Origin of the sequence: Formosa sediminum, assembly GCF_007197735.1 — a bacterium.
In the GTDB taxonomy this organism is placed as follows: Bacteria; Bacteroidota; Bacteroidia; order Flavobacteriales; family Flavobacteriaceae; genus Formosa; species Formosa sediminum.
Window position 1 is genome coordinate 154,098 of the sequence record NZ_CP041637.1, and the last position, 24,173, is coordinate 178,270.

Annotated in this window: 16 protein-coding genes and 1 other RNA gene; 9 read left to right on the forward strand and 8 right to left on the reverse strand. The window is 33.1% G+C overall.

The window, feature by feature from the left end; genetic code table 11:
• Positions 1-127 precede the first annotated feature (127 nt).
• Positions 128-523, forward strand: a transfer-messenger RNA (tmRNA) gene (ssrA, locus tag FNB79_RS00735).
• A gap of 715 nt (positions 524-1,238) precedes the next feature.
• On the opposite strand, the gene FNB79_RS00740 is transcribed toward ssrA, so the two are convergent.
• Positions 1,239-2,096: a helix-turn-helix domain-containing protein gene (locus FNB79_RS00740; protein ID WP_185967818.1), complete on the reverse strand. Its 858-nt coding sequence runs from the start codon at positions 2,094-2,096 to the stop codon at positions 1,239-1,241.
• A 184-nt stretch (positions 2,097-2,280) separates the two neighbouring features.
• Between FNB79_RS00740 and FNB79_RS00745 the strand changes: the two genes are divergently transcribed.
• From FNB79_RS00745 to FNB79_RS00780, 8 genes are all read left to right on the forward strand, one after another.
• Positions 2,281-4,713 carry a TonB-dependent receptor gene (locus FNB79_RS00745; RefSeq protein WP_143379478.1) on the forward strand — a complete coding sequence of 811 codons (2,433 nt, stop codon included), beginning with the start codon at positions 2,281-2,283 and terminating at the stop codon, positions 4,711-4,713.
• 41 nt (positions 4,714-4,754) lie between these two features.
• Complete coding sequence (locus tag FNB79_RS00750; protein ID WP_143379479.1) at positions 4,755-6,032, forward strand: hypothetical protein; 1,278 nt, start codon at positions 4,755-4,757, stop codon at positions 6,030-6,032.
• Between the two features lie 59 nt (positions 6,033-6,091).
• Positions 6,092-6,331 (forward strand): hypothetical protein, encoded by a 240-nt coding sequence (locus FNB79_RS00755; protein WP_143379480.1) that lies wholly within the window; start codon positions 6,092-6,094, stop codon positions 6,329-6,331.
• A 50-nt stretch (positions 6,332-6,381) separates the two neighbouring features.
• Positions 6,382-6,819, forward strand: coding sequence for a hypothetical protein (locus FNB79_RS00760; protein WP_143379481.1), 438 nt, complete (start codon positions 6,382-6,384; stop codon positions 6,817-6,819).
• Between the two features lie 354 nt (positions 6,820-7,173).
• On the forward strand, positions 7,174-7,458 hold the full coding sequence (locus FNB79_RS00765; protein ID WP_143379482.1) for a hypothetical protein: 285 nt from the start codon (positions 7,174-7,176) through the stop codon (positions 7,456-7,458).
• Positions 7,459-7,460: 2 nt separating this feature from the next.
• Positions 7,461-9,311, forward strand: coding sequence for a PepSY-associated TM helix domain-containing protein (locus tag FNB79_RS00770; RefSeq protein ID WP_143379483.1), 1,851 nt, complete (start codon positions 7,461-7,463; stop codon positions 9,309-9,311).
• Positions 9,312-9,314: 3 nt separating this feature from the next.
• Positions 9,315-9,836, forward strand: a complete 522-nt coding sequence (locus FNB79_RS00775; RefSeq protein ID WP_143379484.1) for a hypothetical protein — start codon at positions 9,315-9,317, stop codon at positions 9,834-9,836.
• A 134-nt stretch (positions 9,837-9,970) separates the two neighbouring features.
• Positions 9,971-12,265 (forward strand): penicillin acylase family protein, encoded by a 2,295-nt coding sequence (locus FNB79_RS00780; RefSeq protein ID WP_221932587.1) that lies wholly within the window; start codon positions 9,971-9,973, stop codon positions 12,263-12,265.
• A gap of 543 nt (positions 12,266-12,808) precedes the next feature.
• Here the strand turns inward: FNB79_RS00780 and FNB79_RS00785 are convergent.
• From FNB79_RS00785 to FNB79_RS00815, 7 genes are all read right to left on the reverse strand, one after another.
• Positions 12,809-14,020, reverse strand: a complete 1,212-nt coding sequence (locus tag FNB79_RS00785) for a hypothetical protein (protein ID WP_143379486.1) — start codon at positions 14,018-14,020, stop codon at positions 12,809-12,811.
• Between the two features lie 562 nt (positions 14,021-14,582).
• On the reverse strand, positions 14,583-15,962 hold the full coding sequence (locus tag FNB79_RS00790) for a sugar porter family MFS transporter (RefSeq protein WP_143379487.1): 1,380 nt from the start codon (positions 15,960-15,962) through the stop codon (positions 14,583-14,585).
• 75 nt (positions 15,963-16,037) lie between these two features.
• Positions 16,038-17,885 (reverse strand): family 43 glycosylhydrolase, encoded by a 1,848-nt coding sequence (locus FNB79_RS00795; protein WP_143379488.1) that lies wholly within the window; start codon positions 17,883-17,885, stop codon positions 16,038-16,040.
• A 264-nt stretch (positions 17,886-18,149) separates the two neighbouring features.
• Entirely contained in the window at positions 18,150-20,492 is a 2,343-nt protein-coding gene (gene bglX, locus FNB79_RS00800; RefSeq protein ID WP_143379489.1) for a beta-glucosidase BglX, read from the reverse strand.
• Positions 20,493-20,496: 4 nt separating this feature from the next.
• On the reverse strand, positions 20,497-21,303 hold the full coding sequence (locus FNB79_RS00805; protein WP_143379490.1) for a carboxylesterase family protein: 807 nt from the start codon (positions 21,301-21,303) through the stop codon (positions 20,497-20,499).
• A 22-nt stretch (positions 21,304-21,325) separates the two neighbouring features.
• Positions 21,326-22,687 (reverse strand): glucoamylase family protein, encoded by a 1,362-nt coding sequence (locus tag FNB79_RS00810; RefSeq protein ID WP_143382528.1) that lies wholly within the window; start codon positions 22,685-22,687, stop codon positions 21,326-21,328.
• A 64-nt stretch (positions 22,688-22,751) separates the two neighbouring features.
• On the reverse strand, positions 22,752-24,164 hold the full coding sequence (locus tag FNB79_RS00815) for a RagB/SusD family nutrient uptake outer membrane protein (RefSeq protein WP_143379491.1): 1,413 nt from the start codon (positions 24,162-24,164) through the stop codon (positions 22,752-22,754).
• Positions 24,165-24,173: the final 9 nt, after the last annotated feature.

Sequence of the window (24,173 nt, forward strand, 5' to 3'; positions counted from 1 at the left end):
CAACATTAAAAAGATATAGTGTAAAGCCTGACCCGTAGGGAAACGCCAAAAAAGCGTAATTGATAATTTCCTGAATTTAGTTTAGGATTAACTCAAGAACGCAAATTAAATATTTACTTAAAATAATGGGGTCGACTGGTTTTGACAGCGAGATTTATTGAACGGTAAGCACGTCGTGTAATGATTTTGAAACACGTAAAAGGCTAGATCACACTTTTAAACGGCGAGAATAACTACGCTTTAGCTGCTTAATCCGAATCATAGTAGGATTGGCCAAGGCACACAAGGTGTGCAAGCTTTATGTCTCCGGAAAGCCTTGATTGACGGCGTTCCTTTTTGAGGCATCGTAAATGTCAATATAGAAAGTAAGGCGCTTTGACTTGCTTTTGAAACTAAAAAAGATAAGTTAAAAGTAGGTTGTCTTTAACCAGCTTTTAATCGAAAAACCAAGAAAAGAATAAGCGTGTAGAAAGCCCTTTGGTAACTTGTTTGGACGAGAGTTCGATTCTCTCCGACTCCACTAAAAGTCCTTTTAGAGGCAGTAACCCCCAAAATTCATGGAATTTCGGGGGTTTTCATTACTTATCACTTCATTTAATGCTAATTAAATGCATTTAAAACGGTACTAAAATGAATAATCGAATCCTATTTGGGAAACGCTATTCTCAATATTTGAACCGTAATAAAGTCTCCTTATTGGAGCAACAAAAAGGTAAATACGATAGAAAGGTAAAATTAAGAGATTGTGTTCAAGACTTGTTTAAATAAACTCTTTTTCCGAAATGTAACCTTCTCGTGAAATGAAGGAGAAAATAACTAACCAGATTCTAAAAATGAGTTTTATAATTTAAGTAGGACGCCTAATGAAAGTAACGTTAATGTTGTAAGCTGATATGAAATTTTATTACTTCCCTTTTTCTCGATAATTAACAAAATATAGAAATCACCTCCAGAAGCTTTAACGTTGTGTTTAAAACTTTATAACGATACATTTTTTTCTGAAATGAAACTTTTCTTAGAATGATGTGGCAATTAACTGAAGTTTAATTTAAGTAATAGTATATGATTGAAATTAACACTTATTTCTAATCCATTGTAATCCTTAAATTAAAAATCAAAATTATTACGTTATATGTGTGTTTTAAGTTCTTGGAGTCTCTCCTTTTAATTAGTTACCAATTTATGTTTAGATATATAGATTTCTAAATAGAGGGAGACTAAAATATGTTATAATGCTATTAGTTTCTTAACTTACTAGGCACGTAACCAAAGTGTTTTTTAAATGCCACTGTAAAATGTTGAGGGTTTTTATAACCAACCTCATATGACACCTCAGAAATAGTTCTATTTTTCTGTCTAAGCATAAACTTAGCTTTTTCCATACGAAGACGAGTAAAGTACGAAAAAACTGGTTCATTATGTACTTTCTTAAAGTTACGATTTAATTTATGACGATTAGTACCAACTAAGGCTGATAGTTCATCAACTGTAATTGCTCTTTTTATATTTTCTAGTAATATTTTTTCTGCTTGAATTACTTTATTCAATTCTACTTTTGAAAGAATACAAGCAAATTTTTCTCCGTCAGTATTCATTTTAGCAAATAAATATCTAAAAGTATCCTTCAAAAGACACTCTAAATAGAGCTTATTAATATTTTTATTTTTTGTACAAGTAATAATCTCACTCACTTTATTCTCAAGAAAAAAATCAAATTCAGGACTCTTATTCCACATTTTAAAAGCTATATTTTCTTTTATAGATTCTCCAAATACACCAGCTATTTTATAAAAATCACTTTTAAATAATCTTTTAAAATAGGCATAATCGCATTCTATATCTATAGAGGTTATTTGTGTTGATGTTATTTGTAATCTCCCTTCTACTTCGGGTAAATAAAAAAAATTATACTGTCCCCCTTCTATAGTAATAGGAATACCATTTCCTGATTTAGGTTCGTAATGGGTTTTTCCACTAATAACAAAATGTAACTTTATAAAAGGAAAGTTATGTTTTATTTCATATTCTATAGGAGGAATTACTTTTAAATCTTTAATAAAAATTCTTACATCTTCAAAAAAAACAGATGTATTCACAGCTATGCTCATGTTAATATTTTTCTCTATATAAAATTAATTTATCCAGATAGGTATCCTACAAAATGTTGCTCATTTACGTAAGTAAAAATGTGAATCACGTTACTTGTCTTCCAAATGAAGATAATACTTTTGCTCTCAAATTTAGCATTTATTAAGATTAAATAAAAATAATAAATAAAAAATGAACATAAAAATAACAAGTGATTATCTTGTTGTAATCATGCTACTATTTATAAGTTCTTTAGAGGCACAAGTTAAAGTTTCTGGAAGAGTAAGTGATGTAGAAAACAAGCCAATATTTGGAGCAACTGTTGTTATTAAAGACACCTCTATAGGCACACTAACGAATAATTTAGGTGAATTTGAAATACAGAAAGTTCCACTAGGAGAATTAGTATTGCAAGTACGTTATTTAGGATTTGAACCTAAAGAAGTTTCTTTTTCAACAAAAGAAAATAATGATTTAAAAATAGATATAAAGCTTCTCGCTAAAAGTGAAAACCTAGATGAAGTTATTGTAAAAGGACTAACAGAAAATCAACTATTAAAAGATAAAGCTGTGAAAATTGAAGTCATCGAAACCCAGAAATATAAAATGGAGTCGGCTTCAGTTATAAATTTAGTAAATCGCTCGTCAGGCATTAAAATCCGTCAATCTGGAGGACTAGGGTCTAGTACAAAAATCAATCTAAATGGTTTTCAAGGTGATGCTGTACGTGTGTTCAAGGATGGTATTCCTATGGATTACCTCGACGGGATTTACGGAGTTGGTTTTGTACCAGCCAATACACTTGAACGTGTAGAAGTTTATAAAGGTGTATTGCCCGCAGATTTAGGTTCTGATGCCTTAGGTGGTGCTGTAAATATGATATCTGCTTCCAATAAATTGGGAAATAAAATAAGTACCTCGTATGAAATAGCTTCTTTTAATACGCACAGAGCTTCTGTAAACCTTAACCTTACCAATAAAAAGAACAACTTATTTGGAGGAATAGAGGCGTTCATCAATTATTCTGACAATAACTACAAAGCAAATGTAAATTATATAGATCCAGATACAAGAAACGAAATTCCAATTGAAATTGATCTATTTCATAATACATTTCGCCAACATTATATAGAAGTTTTTGCAGGTATTAAAAACAGAAAATGGGTAGACGAGCTTAAACTAACTGTAACGAATTTCGAGTTATACAGAGAAAACCAGTTCGGACAATTAATGCAGTACCCAATAGGAGCTGCTTACAACAAACAAATAGGGGATTTTGTACCTACACTTCGTTACAAAAAAAAGCTATTGAAAAAAAAGTTAATAGTAGATCAATTTTTTACCTATAGTGAAACTAGACGCATCTCTGTAGATACTCTTAACGGAAGCTATGACTGGTTAGGAAATTTCACCGTCAATAATGAAGACCAAGAACCAGGAGAAGCAGGAGATGCAGATTTAACAACTTTAAATCGTAAAAACACAGTGTCTCGCACAACACTTAAGTATATTTTAAATAATCACAATACCTTAACGCTTAATGCTGTATACACAACTTATAGACAAACAGGAAGTAACCCTTATGGCGAATATACGGAGGGTGAAAACCCAGTACAGTTAGTCAGTCTTCCTGCAGATTATGATAAGTTTGTATCTGGACTTTCATTAGATAGTAAATTTATTAATAATCGGTTACAAAACAGCCTGCAGTTTAAATACTACAACTCACATTCAAGTGGTAAATCGGTAGATGAGATTACTGGACTCTTAAATCCTGAAGAAGTTGAAGCTCGCATATCAAATTTTGGTCTAGGTAACTCGATTCGGTACCACATTAATGATAAATTAAATACTAGATTCTCTATAGAACAAGCTACTCGCCTACCTACACAAGCAGAAATTTTTGGAGATGGTAGCACTAGTATTGCAAATTTTGGTCTTAAACCAGAACAAAGTCTTAATGCCAACTTGGGGTTAGATTATGCAAATAACAGTAATTTCTCTGTAGGCGTAAACGTTTTTTACAGATATAGTAAAGATATGATTTCAAGCAAAATAAGCGTAACAACCATAAGCTCTGTGTCTGAAAATCTAGACAAAGTTAAAGGCTATGGTCTTGAATTAAATTCAGGTTACACCTTTTTAAAGCACTATAATATAACAGGAAATCTAACCTATCAGAGCTTTAGGCAAGACGGACATCAAGAAGGAGAGACAGATTTGCTTGACGATTCTAGAATACCCAATATACCTTATTTTTTCAGTAACCTAAGTGCTTCTGCCAACTTTGAAGACATTTTACGTTCAAAAGATAAACTAAAAGCCTATTGGTATTACTCCTACATACACCCTTACTTTTTAAATAAAATACCAAAAAATTTAGAAGCTGATGGCTTTTTAGGATTGTTTGGAGAACCAGGGCTTAAGGATACAGAATTATACATACCAAAACAAAATATGCATACTATAGGTTTAGTATGGTTACCTAATAAAGAAAAACAATTTTCAATTGGCTGTGAAGTAAAAAACCTTTTTGACCAGATTGTTTTCGATAATTTTAAAATACAGAATGCAGGACGTAGCTTTCATGTAAAGCTAACCTATGCATTTGATTTAAACCCTTAATTTTTTTAATAAGTAATACTAAATTTTAAATGATGAAAAAAATGAATTTTTCAAAAGTAGGTCTTTTATTTCTGACCATATTAGGATTCTCCTGTTCTAGTGACGATTCAACAGATGATGATCCAGCTGTAGAAGTTGATAGCCGTTATATAGTAATGTCTGCTGAACAAACTATAGGAGGAGATGTAGCATATTTATCCGTCTATAATTCCTTACCAACAAGTGCAATTGAAAACGCTACAGATGGAACCACTCAAGTTAATTCTTATGGTCGTATTAATACTTATGAAAATAAATGGGCATTCAAAAAGAAAAAATTTACTGGCGAAACAGGTCTAGTTCGTTATAGCATGAACACCGAAGGTGCTTTAGATCTAGATGGTTTTATTAGTACATCTACTACTGTAAACTATGCTATTTTAGACGACACCCACGGCTACTATTACGATTCTGGTGATGGAGAAAGAACCATTAGCACATTTAACCCTACAACTATGGCACGTACTGGAGATTTTACTATCTCTGATGAAATTTTTGGTGACGAATTGAATAATTATGAAATAGCAGTTGGTTCAAAAACTATGATAATATCAAAAGACAAACTATTTGTAAACGTTGAATATTCTGTTATCGATGTAGATGGAGTAACTCCTGAAGGAGTATATGTACCTAAATTTACCATGTTAGTTATCAACACCGATACTAATGATGTTGAAAAGAAAATAACTCATACAGGAGCTATTTTTGATCAAGGACACGGCACAGCTACAGAATTTTCTGCGTATGTAGTTGCTAAAGATGGAGATATTTACATGTCTACTCATGCTCTTTTTGCAAGCCGATATGCTATAGATCCTATTTACGGAACTCCACGTGCCTGTGTATTTAAAATAGAATACGATGATTTAGATTTTGACCAAGATTGGGTACTTAAAGGAGCAGATATTCAAGGAGGAGCAGATGGAGATAACTATGTGGTTTGGTCTATGGCCTTGGACGATGAAGATACACTATACGTAAACTGCTCAAAAGAAATTGTTCTTGACGACTTTTCTAATCTTCTTTCGAATATATACTATCCTTATATCATAGATAAAGAAACTATGGCTGCAACAGCTATTGATGCTCCAGCTACTAATTTCGGGCATAGCGACGGAAATTTATGTACTGTGAATGGTAAGGTATATTATCAATTAAAAGATGCAGACAGTGCTAAAGGAGGTTATTACTCACTTAATTCTGATGGTACGGCTGCTGAAGAAGTATTTAGTGTAACCGACACTTACCCAAGAGCATTGGGATACTTGGAAATTCAATAGAATAGAATTAAAACAAGCCTTATGATCCAATTTGGATCATAAGGTCTAAAGCATAAAAAATGAAAAAAACACAAAATATAGTATACTCGCTATTCTTAATGCTAATAAGTCAAGTATTAATGGCTCATGGATATTGGGTAGAAACTAAAGCAGATGGAAAATTAAATGAAGCTCAAGAAGTAAAAATTTATTTCTCAGAACCTAATGATACTCCAGAACCTACCAATGGAAAAGAATGGGGTTTGGTTAAAGACTTCACACTTTATGTGGTTAGTCCGTCTGTAAAAAAACAGCATTAATTACAACAGCTAAGTCAGATCATTATGCAGCAAGTTTTACACCTAGCGAAATGGGTGGATATTTTGTAATTCTTGAAAGCACTAATCTAGGGGTTATGGAACCAGGTAAAAAATATGCATTCATTCCTGTATTTTATGCCACTACATTAGTTAAAGTTGGGGAAGTAAACCCTAAAAAAAAGCTTCTAAACATACTAGATTATGTGCCTATGGGTGTTTATGCGAATATAACGAAAGGTCGTAGCGGTGAATCTTTAAGTTATATTTTTAAAAACAAATCAGATGTAGACTTTATGGCCACGGTTATAACCCCAAATGGTCAAAGCCTACAGCTAAAAGGAAATCCAGAATCATTTAACTTATCTAAGTTCGAAAAAGGCACATACACTACACAAATGATGATTACAGAAAAAGTAAAAGGAACTAAAGATGGAAAAGTGTATAACACGATATACCATATAGCAACTAGCCGTTTTAATGTAGACTAAATCCTTTTATATCAATGTATAGCCTATTAATATTTTTAAATTTTGCATCGGTTTGGTGTCTTTATGTAACCTCAAATCGAGTGGACTTTGAGAAAACTGGTATCTATGCAAAACTTAATAAAAATAGAACGGCGTCCCGTGTAATTGCCATTCTATTTTATTTATTTTCCTGTGTTCTGTTAATCTTAGATCAAGGTCCAACAACTGGAATTCTTTTAAGCGTAATGCTCTGGACTTTAATAGCTAGTCTTATTACACTTTTTGCGCCTTTTCCTAAATTCAAAACGCTTCATCTCTGTTTATTAACAGTAGTGCTAATAGGTTTTGAAATCTGTTTATCTATTTACTAAAATTATGCCTGCAAATAAAAAATATCTCATGCAATCTGGTTGGGCACAAGCCAGTAAAATTATTGCTTCTGTTTTAGGAAGTCTTATTGCTTCCTTTGGATTTCATTTAGCTTTATCTTCTTACTTTTGGCAAACCCAAATTGTAGCAACTTCCCTGTTTAGTATATATATGCTATGGGCAGGATTAGTCATTGTGGTATATTGGGTAAAAAAACCATGGATGGCTTGGGCTATACTTCTTCCTATTATTATTCTTTCTGCTATAGCAATATATATAAGACTTAATTAATTATGGCAAAAGATAAAAGAAATTACAATGTATTCCTTAATGTACATACGGTTAGCGGAATTATAATCACAATAGGTCTTTTTATATGCTTTTTTGCAGGAGGAATAGCTCTTTTTTATAAAAATATTAATAACTGGGAAAAAAACTTAGTTCAGAAAACTGTTGGACATAACGCATACAACATTGATTACGAAAAAGCGCTTGAAACCGTAAAGAAATCTGGTTATACTATGCAGGATCGTAATTTTGATTTTGCAATCAAGACCATTGAAAAAAAGGATTACCTAAGTGTAAGTTCACGCGTAGGAAGTCCTCGTGGTAGACGCCCTGAAGCAGGTAAATCTAAAAACAAGAAAAACGAAGTAAAAAACGTAACCAAAAAAAATGATAAATCACTTAACAGTCTACAAAATACTTCGAAACAAAAATTAAAAGAATCCGATAAAAATAACAGTCAAAATTTAGAACTAAAAAAGAAAAAAGCAGAAGAGAGCTTTAACCCAAAAGGTAATATTGCAATGATCTTAGATCTTAATACCTACCAACCTCTTAAAGATATTAAAAACGAAAATGGTGAACGTCGTAAACATGGAAAACCTCAAGAATTAGGTACATTTATTTACCATTTGCATTATTTTGACCAACTTCCTACTGTTGGGGTATATATATCTGGGGTTCTATCGTTATTCTTTTTAGTCGCCTTGATAACAGGAGTAATTGTTCACTGGAAAAAGCTAATAGAAAACTTCTTTACTTTTAGATTAAAAAACTCTATTAAACTACTTTGGACAGATGCACATACAGCTTTAGGAGTTATAGGACTGCCTTTTCAATTTATATTTGCTGTTACTGGTTCCTTTTTTGGTCTTGCTTCACTTTTTATAATTTTAAACACCTTAGTCATATACGAAGGAGATCAACAGAAACTTATTGCCGCTGTTGCTCCTGCTTTTATTAATGTCGAAAAAGCTGGTGAACCCTTAAAAAGTAAAGAGAGCCTTAATTTATTAGCTTTAAAAGCTAATGATGAACTTCACCTAAACAACCATTATACGCTAACTGCTAAAATCCTAAATTACAACGACAAAAACGGTCGTTTTATATTGAATTACCGTGACAATGTTGGGAAAAATTTTTATGGGAACGCCTATATTATGTATAATCTAAGTAATGGATCTATAGTGAGTAAAAAGGTAATTGATTCCCAAGGTTGGGATTTTGCAACCTCATTAGAAACTATGAGAAAACTTCACTTCGGCACCTACGGTGGGTATTTTTTAAGATTAGTATATTTTTTACTCTCCTTACTTACCTGTTTTGTAATTCTTTCAGGAGTTATGATATGGTTAGAAGTACGAAACAATAAAAAGTATGCAAAAAAATTAAAATTTAACCGTAATGTAGGGGCTATATTTATAGGTAACTGTATGGGGCTTTTTCCTGCTATTGCTTATTTCTTTTGTTTAGCAAAGATTATACCTCAATCTCCAGATCGTTTTGGAATTATGGAGCAGAGTTTCTATATGTTCTGGTTTGGTTTTACTTTATATTCCTACTGGGTAAAAGACCTGCATACTATTAACAAACATGCACTATTTATGGCTGGGGTTTTAGGAATATCTGTCCCTATCTGTAACGGAATATCGACAGCTAATTGGTTTTGGCTTTCCTTAAATCGAGGTCTAATTGACTCCTTTTTTGTAGACCTCGCTTGGCTTATTACAGGTATAATAAGTCTTAGTATTTCATTGTTTGCAAAACGCTTGGTATCCAAAAGAAAAAAAAAGGCACCACAAACACGTAAACCTATTACACAACCTCAAGAAGAAATAACATTAATAATCAATAATTAAATTATGACATTACAACAAAAAATAGTGGCCGCATGGCTTTTCCTTACAATGGCTCTTTGCGCTCATATGATTCTAGAAAACTTAGAGGCCATTCATTTTGGTTCTCATACACCTTCAAAAGAACACAATAAAGAAGTGTCTGCTAAAACAGATATAAACAAAACGAATAAGGAAAGCCACAATAAAAAAGAAATTAAAGATTCTAAATTAACGCAGAGAAACAACCCAAATATTACTAAAGAAGATTCTGGTAATAATATGAAAATGGTTTTAAGAATAAAAAATCTATTCGTATTAGTACTGCCTCTTATTTTTGGATTTGTAAGTCTTTTTTACTCAAAAAAATGGTTTAAATGGATCACGTTTATTTACTCCATTCTTTTTGTTTTGCTAAATTTTGCTCATGTTGGAGAACAGATTTCTATGGGTTCAGAAAATTTTACTCAGGTAATTCTCTTATTATTTGTAGCCGGTATAAATATTTTGTTAATCGTATTCCTTAATAGATGGCGAAAAGTAGCTTAATCATATAAGTTTTAATAATTAGAATTTCATAAATTTTATAGCATATTTTTTATAAAAGATGCTATAACAAAAAGAATAAAATGATAAATAATAATAATTTAAGAATAATATATAGGACAATATTTTTCGGATTATTGACATTAACAATCGGATGTTCTAAAGAAGAGAAGTTAAGTCAGGTAGAAATTAAGTGGACAAAAAATGAAGTTCCTCATATTAAAGCAAATAATTATAAAAATCTTGGCTATGGATATGGCTATGTACATGCCAAAGATCGCATTTGTGAAATATCGGGTCAGGCTATTACATTAAGAGGTGAGCGTTCTTTACGTTATGGAGCAGATGCCATTGCTACCATCGGTTTTTTAAAAACTACAAATCTTAATTCAGATTTATTATTCAAGATTCGTATTCCAGAAGAATGGGTGCAAGAAGAATTTGAAAAACTTAATAAAGAAACCAAAGACTATATAAAAGGTTATGTTGATGGTATTAATTATTATGTTTCCACTTTAACTGAAGAAGAACGCAATGAGCTTTGTGAAGAAGGTCCTGTTATTACTTTTAAAACAAGTGATGTAATTAGATCTGCTATGCGTTTTGGCGTTCAAAAAGAATTGATAGATATTGGTCCACATATAATATCTTCTTCTCAAGCATGGCAGAAAAAAACTACAAATTATGCATTAAATTCTCCTCACACTAAAGCGGTAGAAATTGAAGGAGGATTTGGAAGTAATGGTTGGGTGTATGGAAGTGATGTTACAAAAACAAAAAGCTCTATTATGTTGTCTAACCCGCATTCAGCCTGGAAACGAACAGTACATCAACAACGCATATACATGCACCAATACCATTTAACTATACCTGGAGAGCTAGATGTTGCTGGGGCATCATTTTTAGGAATCCCTTTTCCTATGACAGGTTACAATGCAGATGTTGCATGGACTATTTTAGATGCAGCAACAGTTACACCTTATGTTTTACAATCTATGGAAGTAGAAGAATCTGCTGTAGCACCTAAATACCTTATGGATGGACAACAAAAACCTCTTAAAATAAAATCTGTACCTGTTAGAGTACTTGAAAAAGATAAAAAAATAAAAACACATGTTTTTAAGTTTGTTGAATCAGAATTAGGGATACTTTATAAATTACCAGAAAAAAAAGGAAAACCTGCTGGTTGGTATGCCATTACTAATCCTGGAGAAAAAAATGCAAAGGGCTTAGATCAATTCCTTGCAATTGCGCATTCTAAATCTACACGAGATTTTATAAGTGCTGTAGAAAATAATAGAGGTATTTTATCTCAATTACTCGTTGCCGACAAATTTGGTGAAGTAGGATATGTTATAGCAGGACAAATTCCTCCAATAACAGATGATGAAATGGAGAAATATCATATAAACAATTCTACAGCAGCATTTAATGTTATAAACGGTACTACTAGTGATGCTTCTTTTAGAGATTCTAATAACAGACCTTTATTGGCTCCTGCTTCTTTTTATCCTAATATTATTTCGAAAGGAATTATTCATAACACCAATAATAGCTATAAATATACAGAGTATGGAAATCCTCAAAAAGATTATCCATCTGTATTTGGACAACATAAGCCTGATAAAGCTATTGGTAAAAAAAAGGCTGCAGGTTTAAGGTATGACCCAAGGCTAATTATGTCTGCTCAACGAATGAATGAAATAACTAAAGACAGTATTGTAACCCCCAAAGAAGCTCTAGAAGTTCTTTTTGATAATAGAAATTACGCTGCCGAAACTTTTTTAGATCGTATTCTAGAATTAAACAACGAATCTATATCTGAAGACGCTAAAAATGGCTTTAGAGTACTTAGCACATGGGATAGAAAAAATAACTCGAAAAGTAAAGGAGCTTTACTATTTCATCAGTTTTGGAAAAAAATTATTAAAATGGGAGTGCTCTTATCAAGTAAAAATGATGACCCAGAAATAGGTTCTCAAATAAATATTACACCCCAGAATTCTCCAGCTATTATAAATGCTTTAGAAGAAGCTGTACATGAATTGGCTAATTTTGGTTTTCAGCCAGATGATCCATGGGGAGAAGCGCTATATACAACTGTAAATGAAACTCGTATTCCATTACATGGTGGTTCTTATCAAGAAGGCTTACTTAACGGAGAGATGCCTGCGCCACTTACTAGCAAAGGTTTTCCTTATATTTTATTTGGTACAGCATACGTACAGTTAATAGATTGGAATGATGGAAATTTAAACGCGAATGTTCTTTTAAGTCATGGGCAAAGTAATAGTATAGATTATAAAGGACATTTAGATCAGTTAAAAATGTTTTCTAACAAAAAGCTTTATAAAGTGCCATTTACTCAAAAAGACCTTAATACAACCAAAGTTATTGATTCACTAATACTCACTGTTGATCATGTAAAATAGAAATGTAGACTTACTCCTTTTATAGGACATCTTAAGTTTGATAGATAATTATTGGTTAATCATTTGTCAAATTCACTTTTTATCAGAACTATTTAAAGATAGAAAACATTTTAACTTTAAACAGTAATTATAGAATAAGTAAATTTTCATCAAAGCAGATCTCGAAGATTTTAGGAAAATTGGAGATCTGCAAACCTGTTTCAGACTAGAAAGTTATGAAGGAATCTAAATAGGTAACGGCAAAGTCCCGTAAAGCACCTGACAACGTTTATGAACTAAATTAGAGTAGTTCTATTCGTCTTAAGCCAACCTAATACAGGTTTGAAACTCTCTCCTGTAGCTTACAACCTAATAATGATGCTAGAGAAATTACATTTTTTTGTATTAAAACACCTTTATAGGGTAATTTAGACCCACTCAAGACCTTTAGAATACTTGACGTTAGTATTTTAAAATAGAAAATGCCGTTAAGGATAATTTTTATTATAGTGCTACTATTTATTTTGGGCTTGTTCAAAGATTAACATTTCCAACAAATCGTTTCTATTCTTCTCCAACAAGAGAAGCTCCTATAGGGCGAATATATTTTGGGGGATTAGCTTTAATTTTGAATTGTTGATCTACATATTTTAGCACATTTTCTTCATCTTCCATATTAGTACCGTCTATATCTGTTGTTGTTGAAAAAGTAACTGCTCCACCTGCATCTGTAATGTTTTTAACAAACCTATACGCTTGTTCTTTTTTAAACATTAAATCAGTTCTATTATTAGACCAAGTCGATCTAATAGGTAAAAACAAATGTTTTAAAGTTAGTTTAGAGCCATCATATGAGGTTGTTGGAGATGCTTTTATATCTGTGACTGTAAATTCTTCATAGGCCCACGAATTAGGTGGCGCACCTTGTGCCAAAGGAGTAATATGCCCGGCTGTCATATCAGACCAAGGGTCTGTAGCCGTAAGCTTTATAATCTTATAATTTGCTTTATTGGTATCATTGGCTCCATCACTATCAACTTTTAAAAAATTCCCATTACTATCCTTAAAATAATCTTTAGCATAGTTAGTCGATATTATAACATCTGGATCCACATTACGAATCATTTGCACAAATTCAGCTCTTTGAGTATCATTACCAGGATAACTAGAAAAAGCATCTATCCAATAGCCATCTACACCTAATTTTTCAAAACGTTTAATATATCCTTCGCATAAATTCATCCACGCTTGATGCTCGTCATTAGAGAAGTAACGGGCCACATAATCATTCCATGCTTGAGCTCCTGCAGTTGAGGCTCTACTCGCAGGACTCATTCCATTTATGTATAAAATTACTTTTTTATTAGCTTTTTTAAATTTTCCAATTACATTTATAATGACTTGTTCATTTGCTAAACTAGGTACAAATTCCTCATTTATAATGGAGCCTGAAATTCCCATTACAGCATCAACATTTTCATTTGTCCTTAAAGTCCATAAATGTGCTTTTGCGTTATTAGTGGCGTTTGTCATTACATGTCCAATTGTAGGGTAATTATTTATAATTTCTTGAGCACCTGCCACATAGTCGTAACCTTTACCACCATCAGAACTGTTCTTAACATAATGATTTAAAGTTTCACCACCTCTTACATACAAACGGACACCCCAAGACCCTTGAAGAGATATTGGAATAGTTTTTTTTTGAATATTGCTCCAAATTGAACAGGATATTAAGAATATAATCACAATTAAAAGACTGCAATTCTTTTTCATTTATTGTTTTTTGTTTGTTAACAGTATATCTCCTAATGTAATTTTATATTTCCACTAAAATATAGTTTTGTATTAGTTTTTTACTAAGTTTTTATATTTTGAATTTCGTCCCAAACTACATCTAATCCTATCAGGATTATTTTATGTGAAAAAGGATTTGTAAGTTTTAAAAGCAGATATCTTGGTTTTTCTAATAATATTTCAAATACGTGTTAAATTACAAACATACTCCCGCACGGGCATTAACCCTTTGCATCGTTTTCTTAGTCATAACATAATTGCCGTTTTTATAATCCGCAAAATGAAAACAAGAAACCTTAATGTTCTATCCAAGATCTATTGATGCATTACTTTTCTAGGAATAAAACTTTTAATACAACTCTTCAGGAATGGATAAAAATATACTTATTAAAGTATATATTTATTAAGAACTGACAGTTTACCAATTGTTTAGTATCTAAACACTCTATTTAAAACTGCTAATCTCCTTTCCAACTCCACTAAAAAGCCCCGTAAGCCTAGTGTTTACGGGGCTTTTTTCATCTTTTGTATTGAAACACTATTACTTTTTCCAAAACCCTTCAATTTCTTCAAGAGATTTTCCTTTTGTTTCGGGTATGAATTTATAGGTCACAAATACAATTATTAGAATAAAACCTATAAATATATAATAGGGTAAAGATCCATTCCAAGGTTCACTTGTATTGGTTTCGCTTCCCATTACTACTGGAAATGACTGAGATACCACATAATTTGCAGCCCATTGTGCTGCCACAGCTACAGACATGGCCACACTTCTAATTTTATTCGGAAACATCTCTGCCAATAAAACCCAGACCACTGGACCCATAGACAGTGCAAAAGACGCTATAAATACCAAGACTCCTATTAGCGATATTACACCAACATTTTGCTGTTGCAGGGTAATGCTTAACAGTAAAAAACCAACAACCATACCTACTGAACCGATATAAAGTAGTGGTTTTCTTCCAAATTTATCTACAGTAAACATTGCTACAAAAGTAAACACTAAATTAACAAAGGCTAATAGTATTTGCTGTAACAACACATCTTCTTTTCCGAATCCAAGTGCTTTTTCAAAAATATCCGCACCGTAATACAATACAGCATTAATTCCTGTAAATTGCTGTAAAACAGAAAGGATTGTACCTATTGCAATGATACTTAAAATCGCTTTAGAAAAGTAATTTACATTTACTCCATCATTAGCTTCATTTAAAGAGGTCTTAATATCTTTCATTTCTTTTAAAGCAACCTCATCTCCATTTATTTGTTGCAATACTGCTAGTGCATCTTTATCTCTACCTTTTAAAGCTAACCATCTCGGACTTTTAGGCACAATAAATAATAACACTAAAAACAGTATACTCGGAATTAACTCTGACCAAAACATGCGGCGCCATCCAAACTCTATATTCTGGGCTAAACTTAAATTATTACCAATAAAATAGGTTGCTAAAAACACCACAAAAAAACCAATTACAATTGCCAATTGGTAATATGTAACCATACGCCCCCGAATATTTGAAGGTGCAATTTCTGCTATATACATTGGTGCATTCATAGACGCTACTCCAATACCTAAACCTCCTATAATTCTAAAAACAACCAACATACTTACAGTTTGTGGAAATAGCTCTGGCAAACCTGAACCATAGGCTGAAAGTGTAAAAAATACAGCCGATATAATTAAAGATTTTTTCCGGCCAATCTTAACACTTAAAGGTCCGGCTATAATTGCTCCTACAAAACAACCTAATAGCGCACTTCCTACAACCCAACCTTTTAAAGCATCGCTTAATTGAAAATATTCTGTTAAATAAAATTGGGCGCCATTAATAACTCCTGTATCATAACCAAACAACAAGCCTCCTAAAGCGGAAACTGCTGCGATTAATAATAAAAAAAGACTTTTTTTCATTGTTTTAGTTTTAGTGTGTTTGTGTGTTTTAATAATGATTTAGAAACATCTGAAATAATCAAGATATTAGACAATTTATTCAACAAATAAAATCTCACTTTTTACTGAAATTCCATTTTCATTAAATGCTTCTATAGTAAAATAATAGGGCGTATCGCGATCTAAACAACGCATAAAATGTTGATTTGTATCGTAAACTTGCCATGATTGATATAATTTATCTTTAGCAATTCCCCAACGAATATTGTAACCTTGGGCGTCTTTCACTGCATCCCAAGAGAATTTCACATCCCTGCGATCGTCTTCTCTTTTCACTTTAAATCCTGTAACTTTTTCGGGCTTATCTCCTACCCCTAACCCAAAGACTCTAAACTCGGACATCGCAAAATTTGCCCCAGGCACTTTAATGTTGTTATAACGCACGTATTTTGCTTTTACAGGAGCATCTAATACAATGTAGGCATTTGGCGTGTCCTTTACACTGGTACTTCTATCTACAACGGTTTGCCAATTAACACCATCTTGAGATGTTTCAATTGTAAATTGATGTTTTAAACCTTCGGTACGTGTATAGATTCCCGATTCATGGTCATGAAAATTCAATTGAAAAGCATTAATATTTCCAGGTTTTAGCATTTCAATAGTAATCCATTGTTGATCATTATTGGCCTCTGCAACCCAAAATGTTTTAGGGTTCTCATCGGTTAATACTTTAGAGGTTATTTGACCCGCTTTATTTTTTTCTAAAGGCAATTCCGTAACTTCTACAGCATCATCATTAGACGTAAATTTCTTAATCTGCATTAATGAAGAAGAGACTGTAACCACTCCCTTGTAAGACAATAACATCCATCCATTATGTTGTCCTGCCTTTGTTGGGTGGTTAGGACCAAATCGCGGATAATCGCCATATGCGGTATTTGTATACATCAATCCATCGTCATCAAAATACGTAGGAAACATACACAAACGACGTTCCCATTGCGAATTAGAAGCAAGTGCCATAGTAGCAAAGTGCCAATATTGTCCGTTGGTTTGTTTAACTGTTATGCCATGTCCTGCACCATTTGTAAATCCGCCAGGTTTAAAACTCATCGGATTATTTTTCATATACGTAAAAGGCCCTAATGGCGAATCTCCTATATAAGCTCCGTCAGCATACACATTAAATTGTGTGCCAGGTGCAGCGTATTGTAAATAATATTTTCCGTTGTGTTTGGTCATAGAGGCACCTTCCATATAGCCTTCCTTTAAAGTCGGATGGAAATTATTTTCGCCAAAACGTTCCCAGCCGTGTGCGTCTTCGTCGAGATTAAATAATGCTTTACGAACACCAGTTTCTAAAAAACGATCGTTTTTATTCAACATTTTTACGTGGAGCGGATTCACATTAGAAGATCCCCAATACAAATAGGTTTCTCCATCGTCATCTATAAATAATTCTGAATCTTGAATGTCGGTAGATATGGATGCTGTCGGTTCCCATTTTCCACTTTTTGGATCATCTGTATAAAGAATACTTCCGTAACCTGCTGGATTACCCGCAAAATACACTAATGAATCCTTATAATTGAAAGCTGTAGGCGCATTACTCCCTTCAAAAAACCATTGCTGTGGCTTAATAAAATTCCAATTAACCAAATCGGTAGAATGCCAATAGCCAAAAGAACGCGTAACAAACATATAATACTCGCCTTTAAATTCTATAACCGCTGGATCTGCACCAGAACGGTAAGATATATTTTGACTTGAATTATAAACCATATAGGTATAATCTATATCTAATGGATTAATGTACGTTTCAGACGTATTATTTATCTCTGTATTTTCTACTGTATTAGATGTATGCTCTGTCTTCTGATCCTTCTCATTATTACAAGAAAAAAATAATGCTATAGAAAAGAAAATAATTAAATTTTTCATGATATATAATTTAGTATCATTTTAGGTAAATTGATTATAAAAAACGTTCAGTACGCTTAATCTTTCAAACGGTTTATATGCACATATTACATTTCTTTTGATATGTTGTTTAAATTCTATTCAGACTAGATATTCCTTACTGAATCTTACAAGACTTTATTTCTAGTAATCTAAAAAGTAAAAGCCACACAAATTATTAAGAATATAGGGGATAAAAACTTAAAATAAAGTGTGGCATTAAATTGCTATTAGTAAATTAGAGAGTTATTTAGTCAATTGAAATGCTTTCATCATTTTAGTATCAGAATTTGTTCCTACAAATACTTGAAATTGTCCTGGCTCGGCAACAAAATCTAAATCTGAATTATAGAACTTTAAATCTTCAACAGAAATTTTAAAAGTAATAGTCTGAGTTTCTCCTTTTTTAATTAACACCTTTTTAAAGCCTTTTAATTCTTTAACAGGTCGTGTTACAGAGCCAACAAGATCTCTTATATATAATTGAACTACTTCTTTTCCGTCGTAATCTCCAGAATTAGTCACATCTACAGACACATTAATTTCACCATCCATATTTATGGTAGACTTATCTAATTTTAAGTTAGCATAATCAAATGTGGTATAACTTAAACCATAGCCAAAAGGGTACAAAGGTTCATTACGAACATCGATATAGTTACTTTTAAATTTTTCGAATTTTCCTTCTGAATTTCCAAGCGGTCTTCCTGTATTTTTATGATTGTAAAATAAAGGAACCTGACCTACATGTCTAGGAAACGTAGCAGTTAATTTCCCTGAAGGATTTACATCTCCAAACAGCACATCTGAAATTGCTAAACCTGCCTCACTTCCGGGAAACCAAGCATTAAGTATTGCTGGTACGTTTTCATGTTCTTCTACTAAAACTAAAGGCCTTCCTGTAAAAAGCACCAACACGACAGGCTTACCTGTTTTTAATAATGCATTCAATAAATCTTTTTGCACTTGCGGAATGCCAAGATCTGTTCTGCTGCTACTTTCTCCGCTTAATTCTGCAGACTCTCCAATAGTAGCCACAATAACATCTGATTTAGCAGCTATCTGAAGCGCCTCGTCTAACAATTGTTTATCTGTACGTCCATCTCGTGGAATGTCTTTTCCAAACATAGTTGCACGTTGTTCGAGTTCTAAATCGTAATCAATATTGCTACCTTTAGCGTATAAAATTTGGGCTTTATCACCCACTACTTCGGTTAAACCATCAAACACAGAATTTGATTTTTCTTGATCTGTCGCCACACTCCAAGTCCCAGCCATATTGGTAGTTGCTTTAGCCAATGGGCCAATTAAAGCAATTGTTCCTGATTTTTTTAGCGGAAGTAATTGATTCTCATTTTTCAGTAATACCATAGATTCAGCAGAAACTTTACGAGCAAATGCTTTATGTTCTGGTGTAAATATTTCTGTTTTTGCACGATTAACGTCACAATATCTATACGGATCATCAAACAACCCTAATTGATATTTTGCTGTTAGTATACGCTTTACAGCTGTATCAATTTCAGCCATGGATACCTTATCATTTTCAAGAGATGTTTTTAATGTCTTCACAAATGCCGCTGGAACCGAAGGCGAATCTCCTGCCATATCCATATCTACACCGGCTTTTAATGCAAGTTTGGAAACAGCATATTTATCTCCTACTCCATGAGCAATCATTTCATAAATACCTGTATAATCAGTAACAACAAAACCATTAAATCCCCAATCGTCTCTAAGTAAATCGGTAAGCAACCACTTATTTCCTGTTGCAGGAATACCGTCTACTTCATTAAACGATGCCATAACAGAACCTACACCCGCATCTATAGCTGCTTTGTAAGGTGCTAAATATTCATTATACATTCTAATTCGACTCATGTCTACGGTATTATAATCTCTACCTGCTTCAACAGCTCCATAGAGAGCAAAATGTTTTACACAAGACATTAATGTGTTATTAGCCGCCAAATCGTCTAACTGATATCCGTTAACCATTGCTCTAGCAATAGCACTTCCTAAATAAGGATCTTCTCCGTTACCTTCGGAAACACGCCCCCAACGTGGATCTCTAGAAATATCTACCATTGGTGAAAACGTCCAATTAATACCATCTGCACTTGCCTCTATAGCCGCTACTCGAGCCGTTTTTTCAATCATTTCCATATCCCAAGAACTTGATAAGCCTAAAGGAATTGGAAAGGTAGTTTTATAACCATGAATAACATCCATTCCAAAAATTAAAGGAATCCCCAATCTACTTTGTTCTACAGCAATTTTCTGAACTTCGTAAATCTTTTCGGCTGTTTTTATATTAAATAAACCACCTACCAGTCCTTGTTTTATACGTTCACCTACATCGGTACCTTTTGCTGCTCCTGTAGTGATATCTCCAGACGTTGGTAAATTTAGTTGACCTAATTTTTCTTCAATAGTCATCAATTTTAAAATTGAATCTACTTTATATTCGAAGGGATTCGCTTCCGTTGTTTTAGAAGGCTTAGCTGTATCGCTTTTAGAATTACAGCTTGCACATGTTATTGCTATAATCAGAATCCCTGTTATTTTTATAAAAAATTGTTTTATCATTATATTATATTTTATTCGATTTAGAGAAAAGCCATATTAATAATTCCGGTTCTGCAAAAGCAGCATCCCAACTGTTATGATTTGCATAGTCGTATAATGTAAACCTTGGAACTCCACCATTTTTAAGAAGTGCAGATACCATATTTACAGACAAATTTGGATCTACCACATCGTCTTTTGCTCCATGAAAAACCCACAATGGGGTGGACTTAGCGTAGGCCTTGACAGATTCTGGATTTCCACCACCACAAATAGGAATTGCAGCCGCAAACAGATTTGGTTTACGATAGAGTATTTCGAAAGTACCCATGCCACCCATAGATAAACCCATAACATAAACTTGATTGGTTTTTACGTATGTTTTTTTTACTAAATCATTCATTAAGTCTATAACTAAAGCCATTGCCTTAGTAGGTGATTCTTTGTATTTGTAAGTAAATGTTATTGGTTTTGTTGAGCGATCTGCTTCTAGTTTTGCCCAATAATCATTTTCGGGACATTGTGGAAAAATAACTATTGCAGGAAACGTTTTTCGTATACTTTCCTTTAAAAATAAATCACTCCCATTTGCTAATTGCTTCTTATTATCGTTACCTCGTTCTCCAGCACCATGAAGAAATAAAACAACGGGATACGTCTTATTTTTAGAAAAATCTTTAGGTAAAAGCATTCTGTATTGTAGCGTATCTGTATTTACGATATGTGTTTTACTTAAAAACAAATCTTCAGTTTTTTTTAAATGCTGTGCATGTGTTAAAAATGGAGTTAACAAAGCAAAACACATTACAACTATAATAGATTTAAGTGTCATATTTTTTATTTTTTAAACAATATTAATATGTAAATCCTAGAGCTTTTAACCCATTTTGCACATCACTATTTTTCATAAATAAGCGCCATAGCAATCCTGTTCTATAATTTTCTATCATTACAGGGATTGGACCTTGATCTATGGCTAAATATCGTGGTGTATACCAATTATCTTCAAAACTAAAAGCATCATAAGGGCCATATTTACCAACAAGACTGTCATGATTTTTATAAATATTTTTTAAAACATTCATACTTTCATCAGGAGTATATGGAAATGACGATAGTGCTGCAGTTGGGGAAATTACCCCAACATCGTTTCCGGGCCTGTGTCCTGTATATCCATTTACAGAATAGCTAGAGGTTAATCCCCAAAGGCTATCTCCATATCCTTTATAATTAAGCGGATTATCGACTGCATATTTATAATGTATTTTAGCCTGATTTAGCGTTAGTGTCCAATAATTTGCATATTGATCTGACAAGTTTCTCGGATCTAAACCTAAGTACGAATAATGTGCCCAAAATAAGGGCCCAACCAAATCGGTATCATTATAGAAATAATTTAAAACTAAATCTTCGCCATAGTAAGTTTTAGAAGAAACGATATCGCCTTGCCTTGCCCAACCTTTTTCATAGACCGATGGACTAATAGGGTGTGTAGGAGACGCGGCTGCAAGTATATACATAATTAAACACTCATTATATCCTTGTACAGGCATATTCATATCCCAGCCATAGTCTGGTGACCAATGCCAATACAATACGTCTTCTCCCCCTTTAGTATACCAGTCCCATTCTACAGTTTTGTATAACGTATCGATTTTAGAAACCAGTTCTTTCTCTGCTTCGGTATCTCCATCAAAATATTCAGAAACCGTTAATAAGCCTTGAATAAGAAATGCGGTTTCTACTAAATCCCCGCCGTTATCTTTTTCACTAAAAGGGTATACTTTTCCTGTTTCACCATTAATCCAGTGTGGCCATGCCCCATGAAAGCGATCTGCTTTGTCTAAGAAATTTACTATCTTATCAAATCTTAATAATGCTTCTTCTCTAGATATAATTCCTCTTTCAATACCTACTAAAATAGCCATCAATCCAAAACCACTTCCTCCAGTAGTAACTGTATTTTCAGGAGATTCTAAATATGTGTTATCCATATGTATTCTTTCGCGTGCTAAACCTGAATTAGGTTCTGCACCGCTCCAGAAATAATCGATAGTTTGCTCTTGAATACGATTTAAAAGCACCTCATCTGAAACAGCATCGTCTATTAGCTCAGTATTCTCTGCTGTGTCTTCTTTATCCTCCTTTTGTGTATTACAGCCAAACAGAAAAAGTGATAGTATGCTTATTAAAACAAATTTACGTGTAAGTAGCATGCTCATTAACAACGTCTTAAAAGTTAGTCATACCCAGAGGTTGGGCATGACTAAAATATTTATATTATTCCCATCCTGGATTCTGTTCCATTGTTGGAGTTTGCACAATTTGATTATATGGAATTGGAAACAATTCGTGTTTTCCAACAATGAATGTTTTACCATCTGCTGCCATGGCTTCTTCTGCCTGACCAGTTCTTACAAGATCAAACCAACGATCGTGTTCCATAGCTAATTCTAGATGTCTTTCATTCCAAATCTGTTCAAGTGTTGGATCGGTTATTGACGCTAACCCAACTCTGTTTCTAACCAAATTTAAAGGCGTAGCTGCATCTGCTCCGATATATTTTGCCGCCTCAGCTTTGATTAATAAAATCTCTGCGTAACGTAGTATTCTTATATTTTTATCGCCATCGTCTGCACCTGCAGAAGCACTAGAATATGCTTTTTCATTATATCTTGGGTTTTCAACTTCAAAAACTTCACGTCCATCCCATAATGTTTCACCTTCAAAAATAATAGTGGCATTCATTCTAACTGTATCGCCTTCTGCTTCAAATGCATTTACAAGGGTCTGAGATGGAATATTATAACCCCAACCCCAACCATCGGTACCTCTAGCTCCTTGAGTTTGTGAATATTGTTGAACACCATGAGCTACAGACTCACCTCTGGCTTGAACTTCAAAAATAGACTCTATACCATTTTCTGTAGAAGCTCTCCATAATTCTTCATAATTAGTGTGTAAACCATACTCTCCAGAATTGATAACATTATCGGCCATATCGTATGCTTTTTGCCATTCTTCTTCATACAAATACACTTTAGCTAATAAAGCCTGCGCTGCACCTTTAGTAACACGACCTAAATCGTCTGAATCGTATTCACTTTTAAGAGGTAATTTTTCTATCGCATTAAGCAAATCTGTTTCTATATATGCATACACATCATCTACAGGCTGTCTTTCTATTAAATCTACATCTTGAAGCGGAACTGCTCCAAAAGATCTCACCAACCAAAAATAATTTAAAGCTCTTAAAAACTCGGCTTCACCAACCAATCTATCCTTATATTCTTGATCTGTCAAGCCATAATCTTCAGCATATTCTATAGCTGTCGATGCTCTGTTTATAGATTTATACCAATTTTCCCACATGGCTAAAACTGAACCAGCACTACTTGTAAATGTTAAAGCATCTAACACGTCTTTATCTGAACCTGTATCTGTAGATGAACTTCCTTTATCTGCGTTGTCTGAAATGATTTCGGTTATACCTAGGTAAGAAAAAGCATAATCCCATTCGGTTAGCATCCCATATACCCCATTTACCATTTGTTCTGGGGTTACGGTTTCAGAATCTTCTTGCTCTAAAGCATCTGTACTATCTACATCTAAATAATCTTCGCTACAAGACATTGTAACCAAAAGCAATCCAAGAAAAAACAGAACTTGTATATTTTTAATATTAATTTTCATGATAATTGT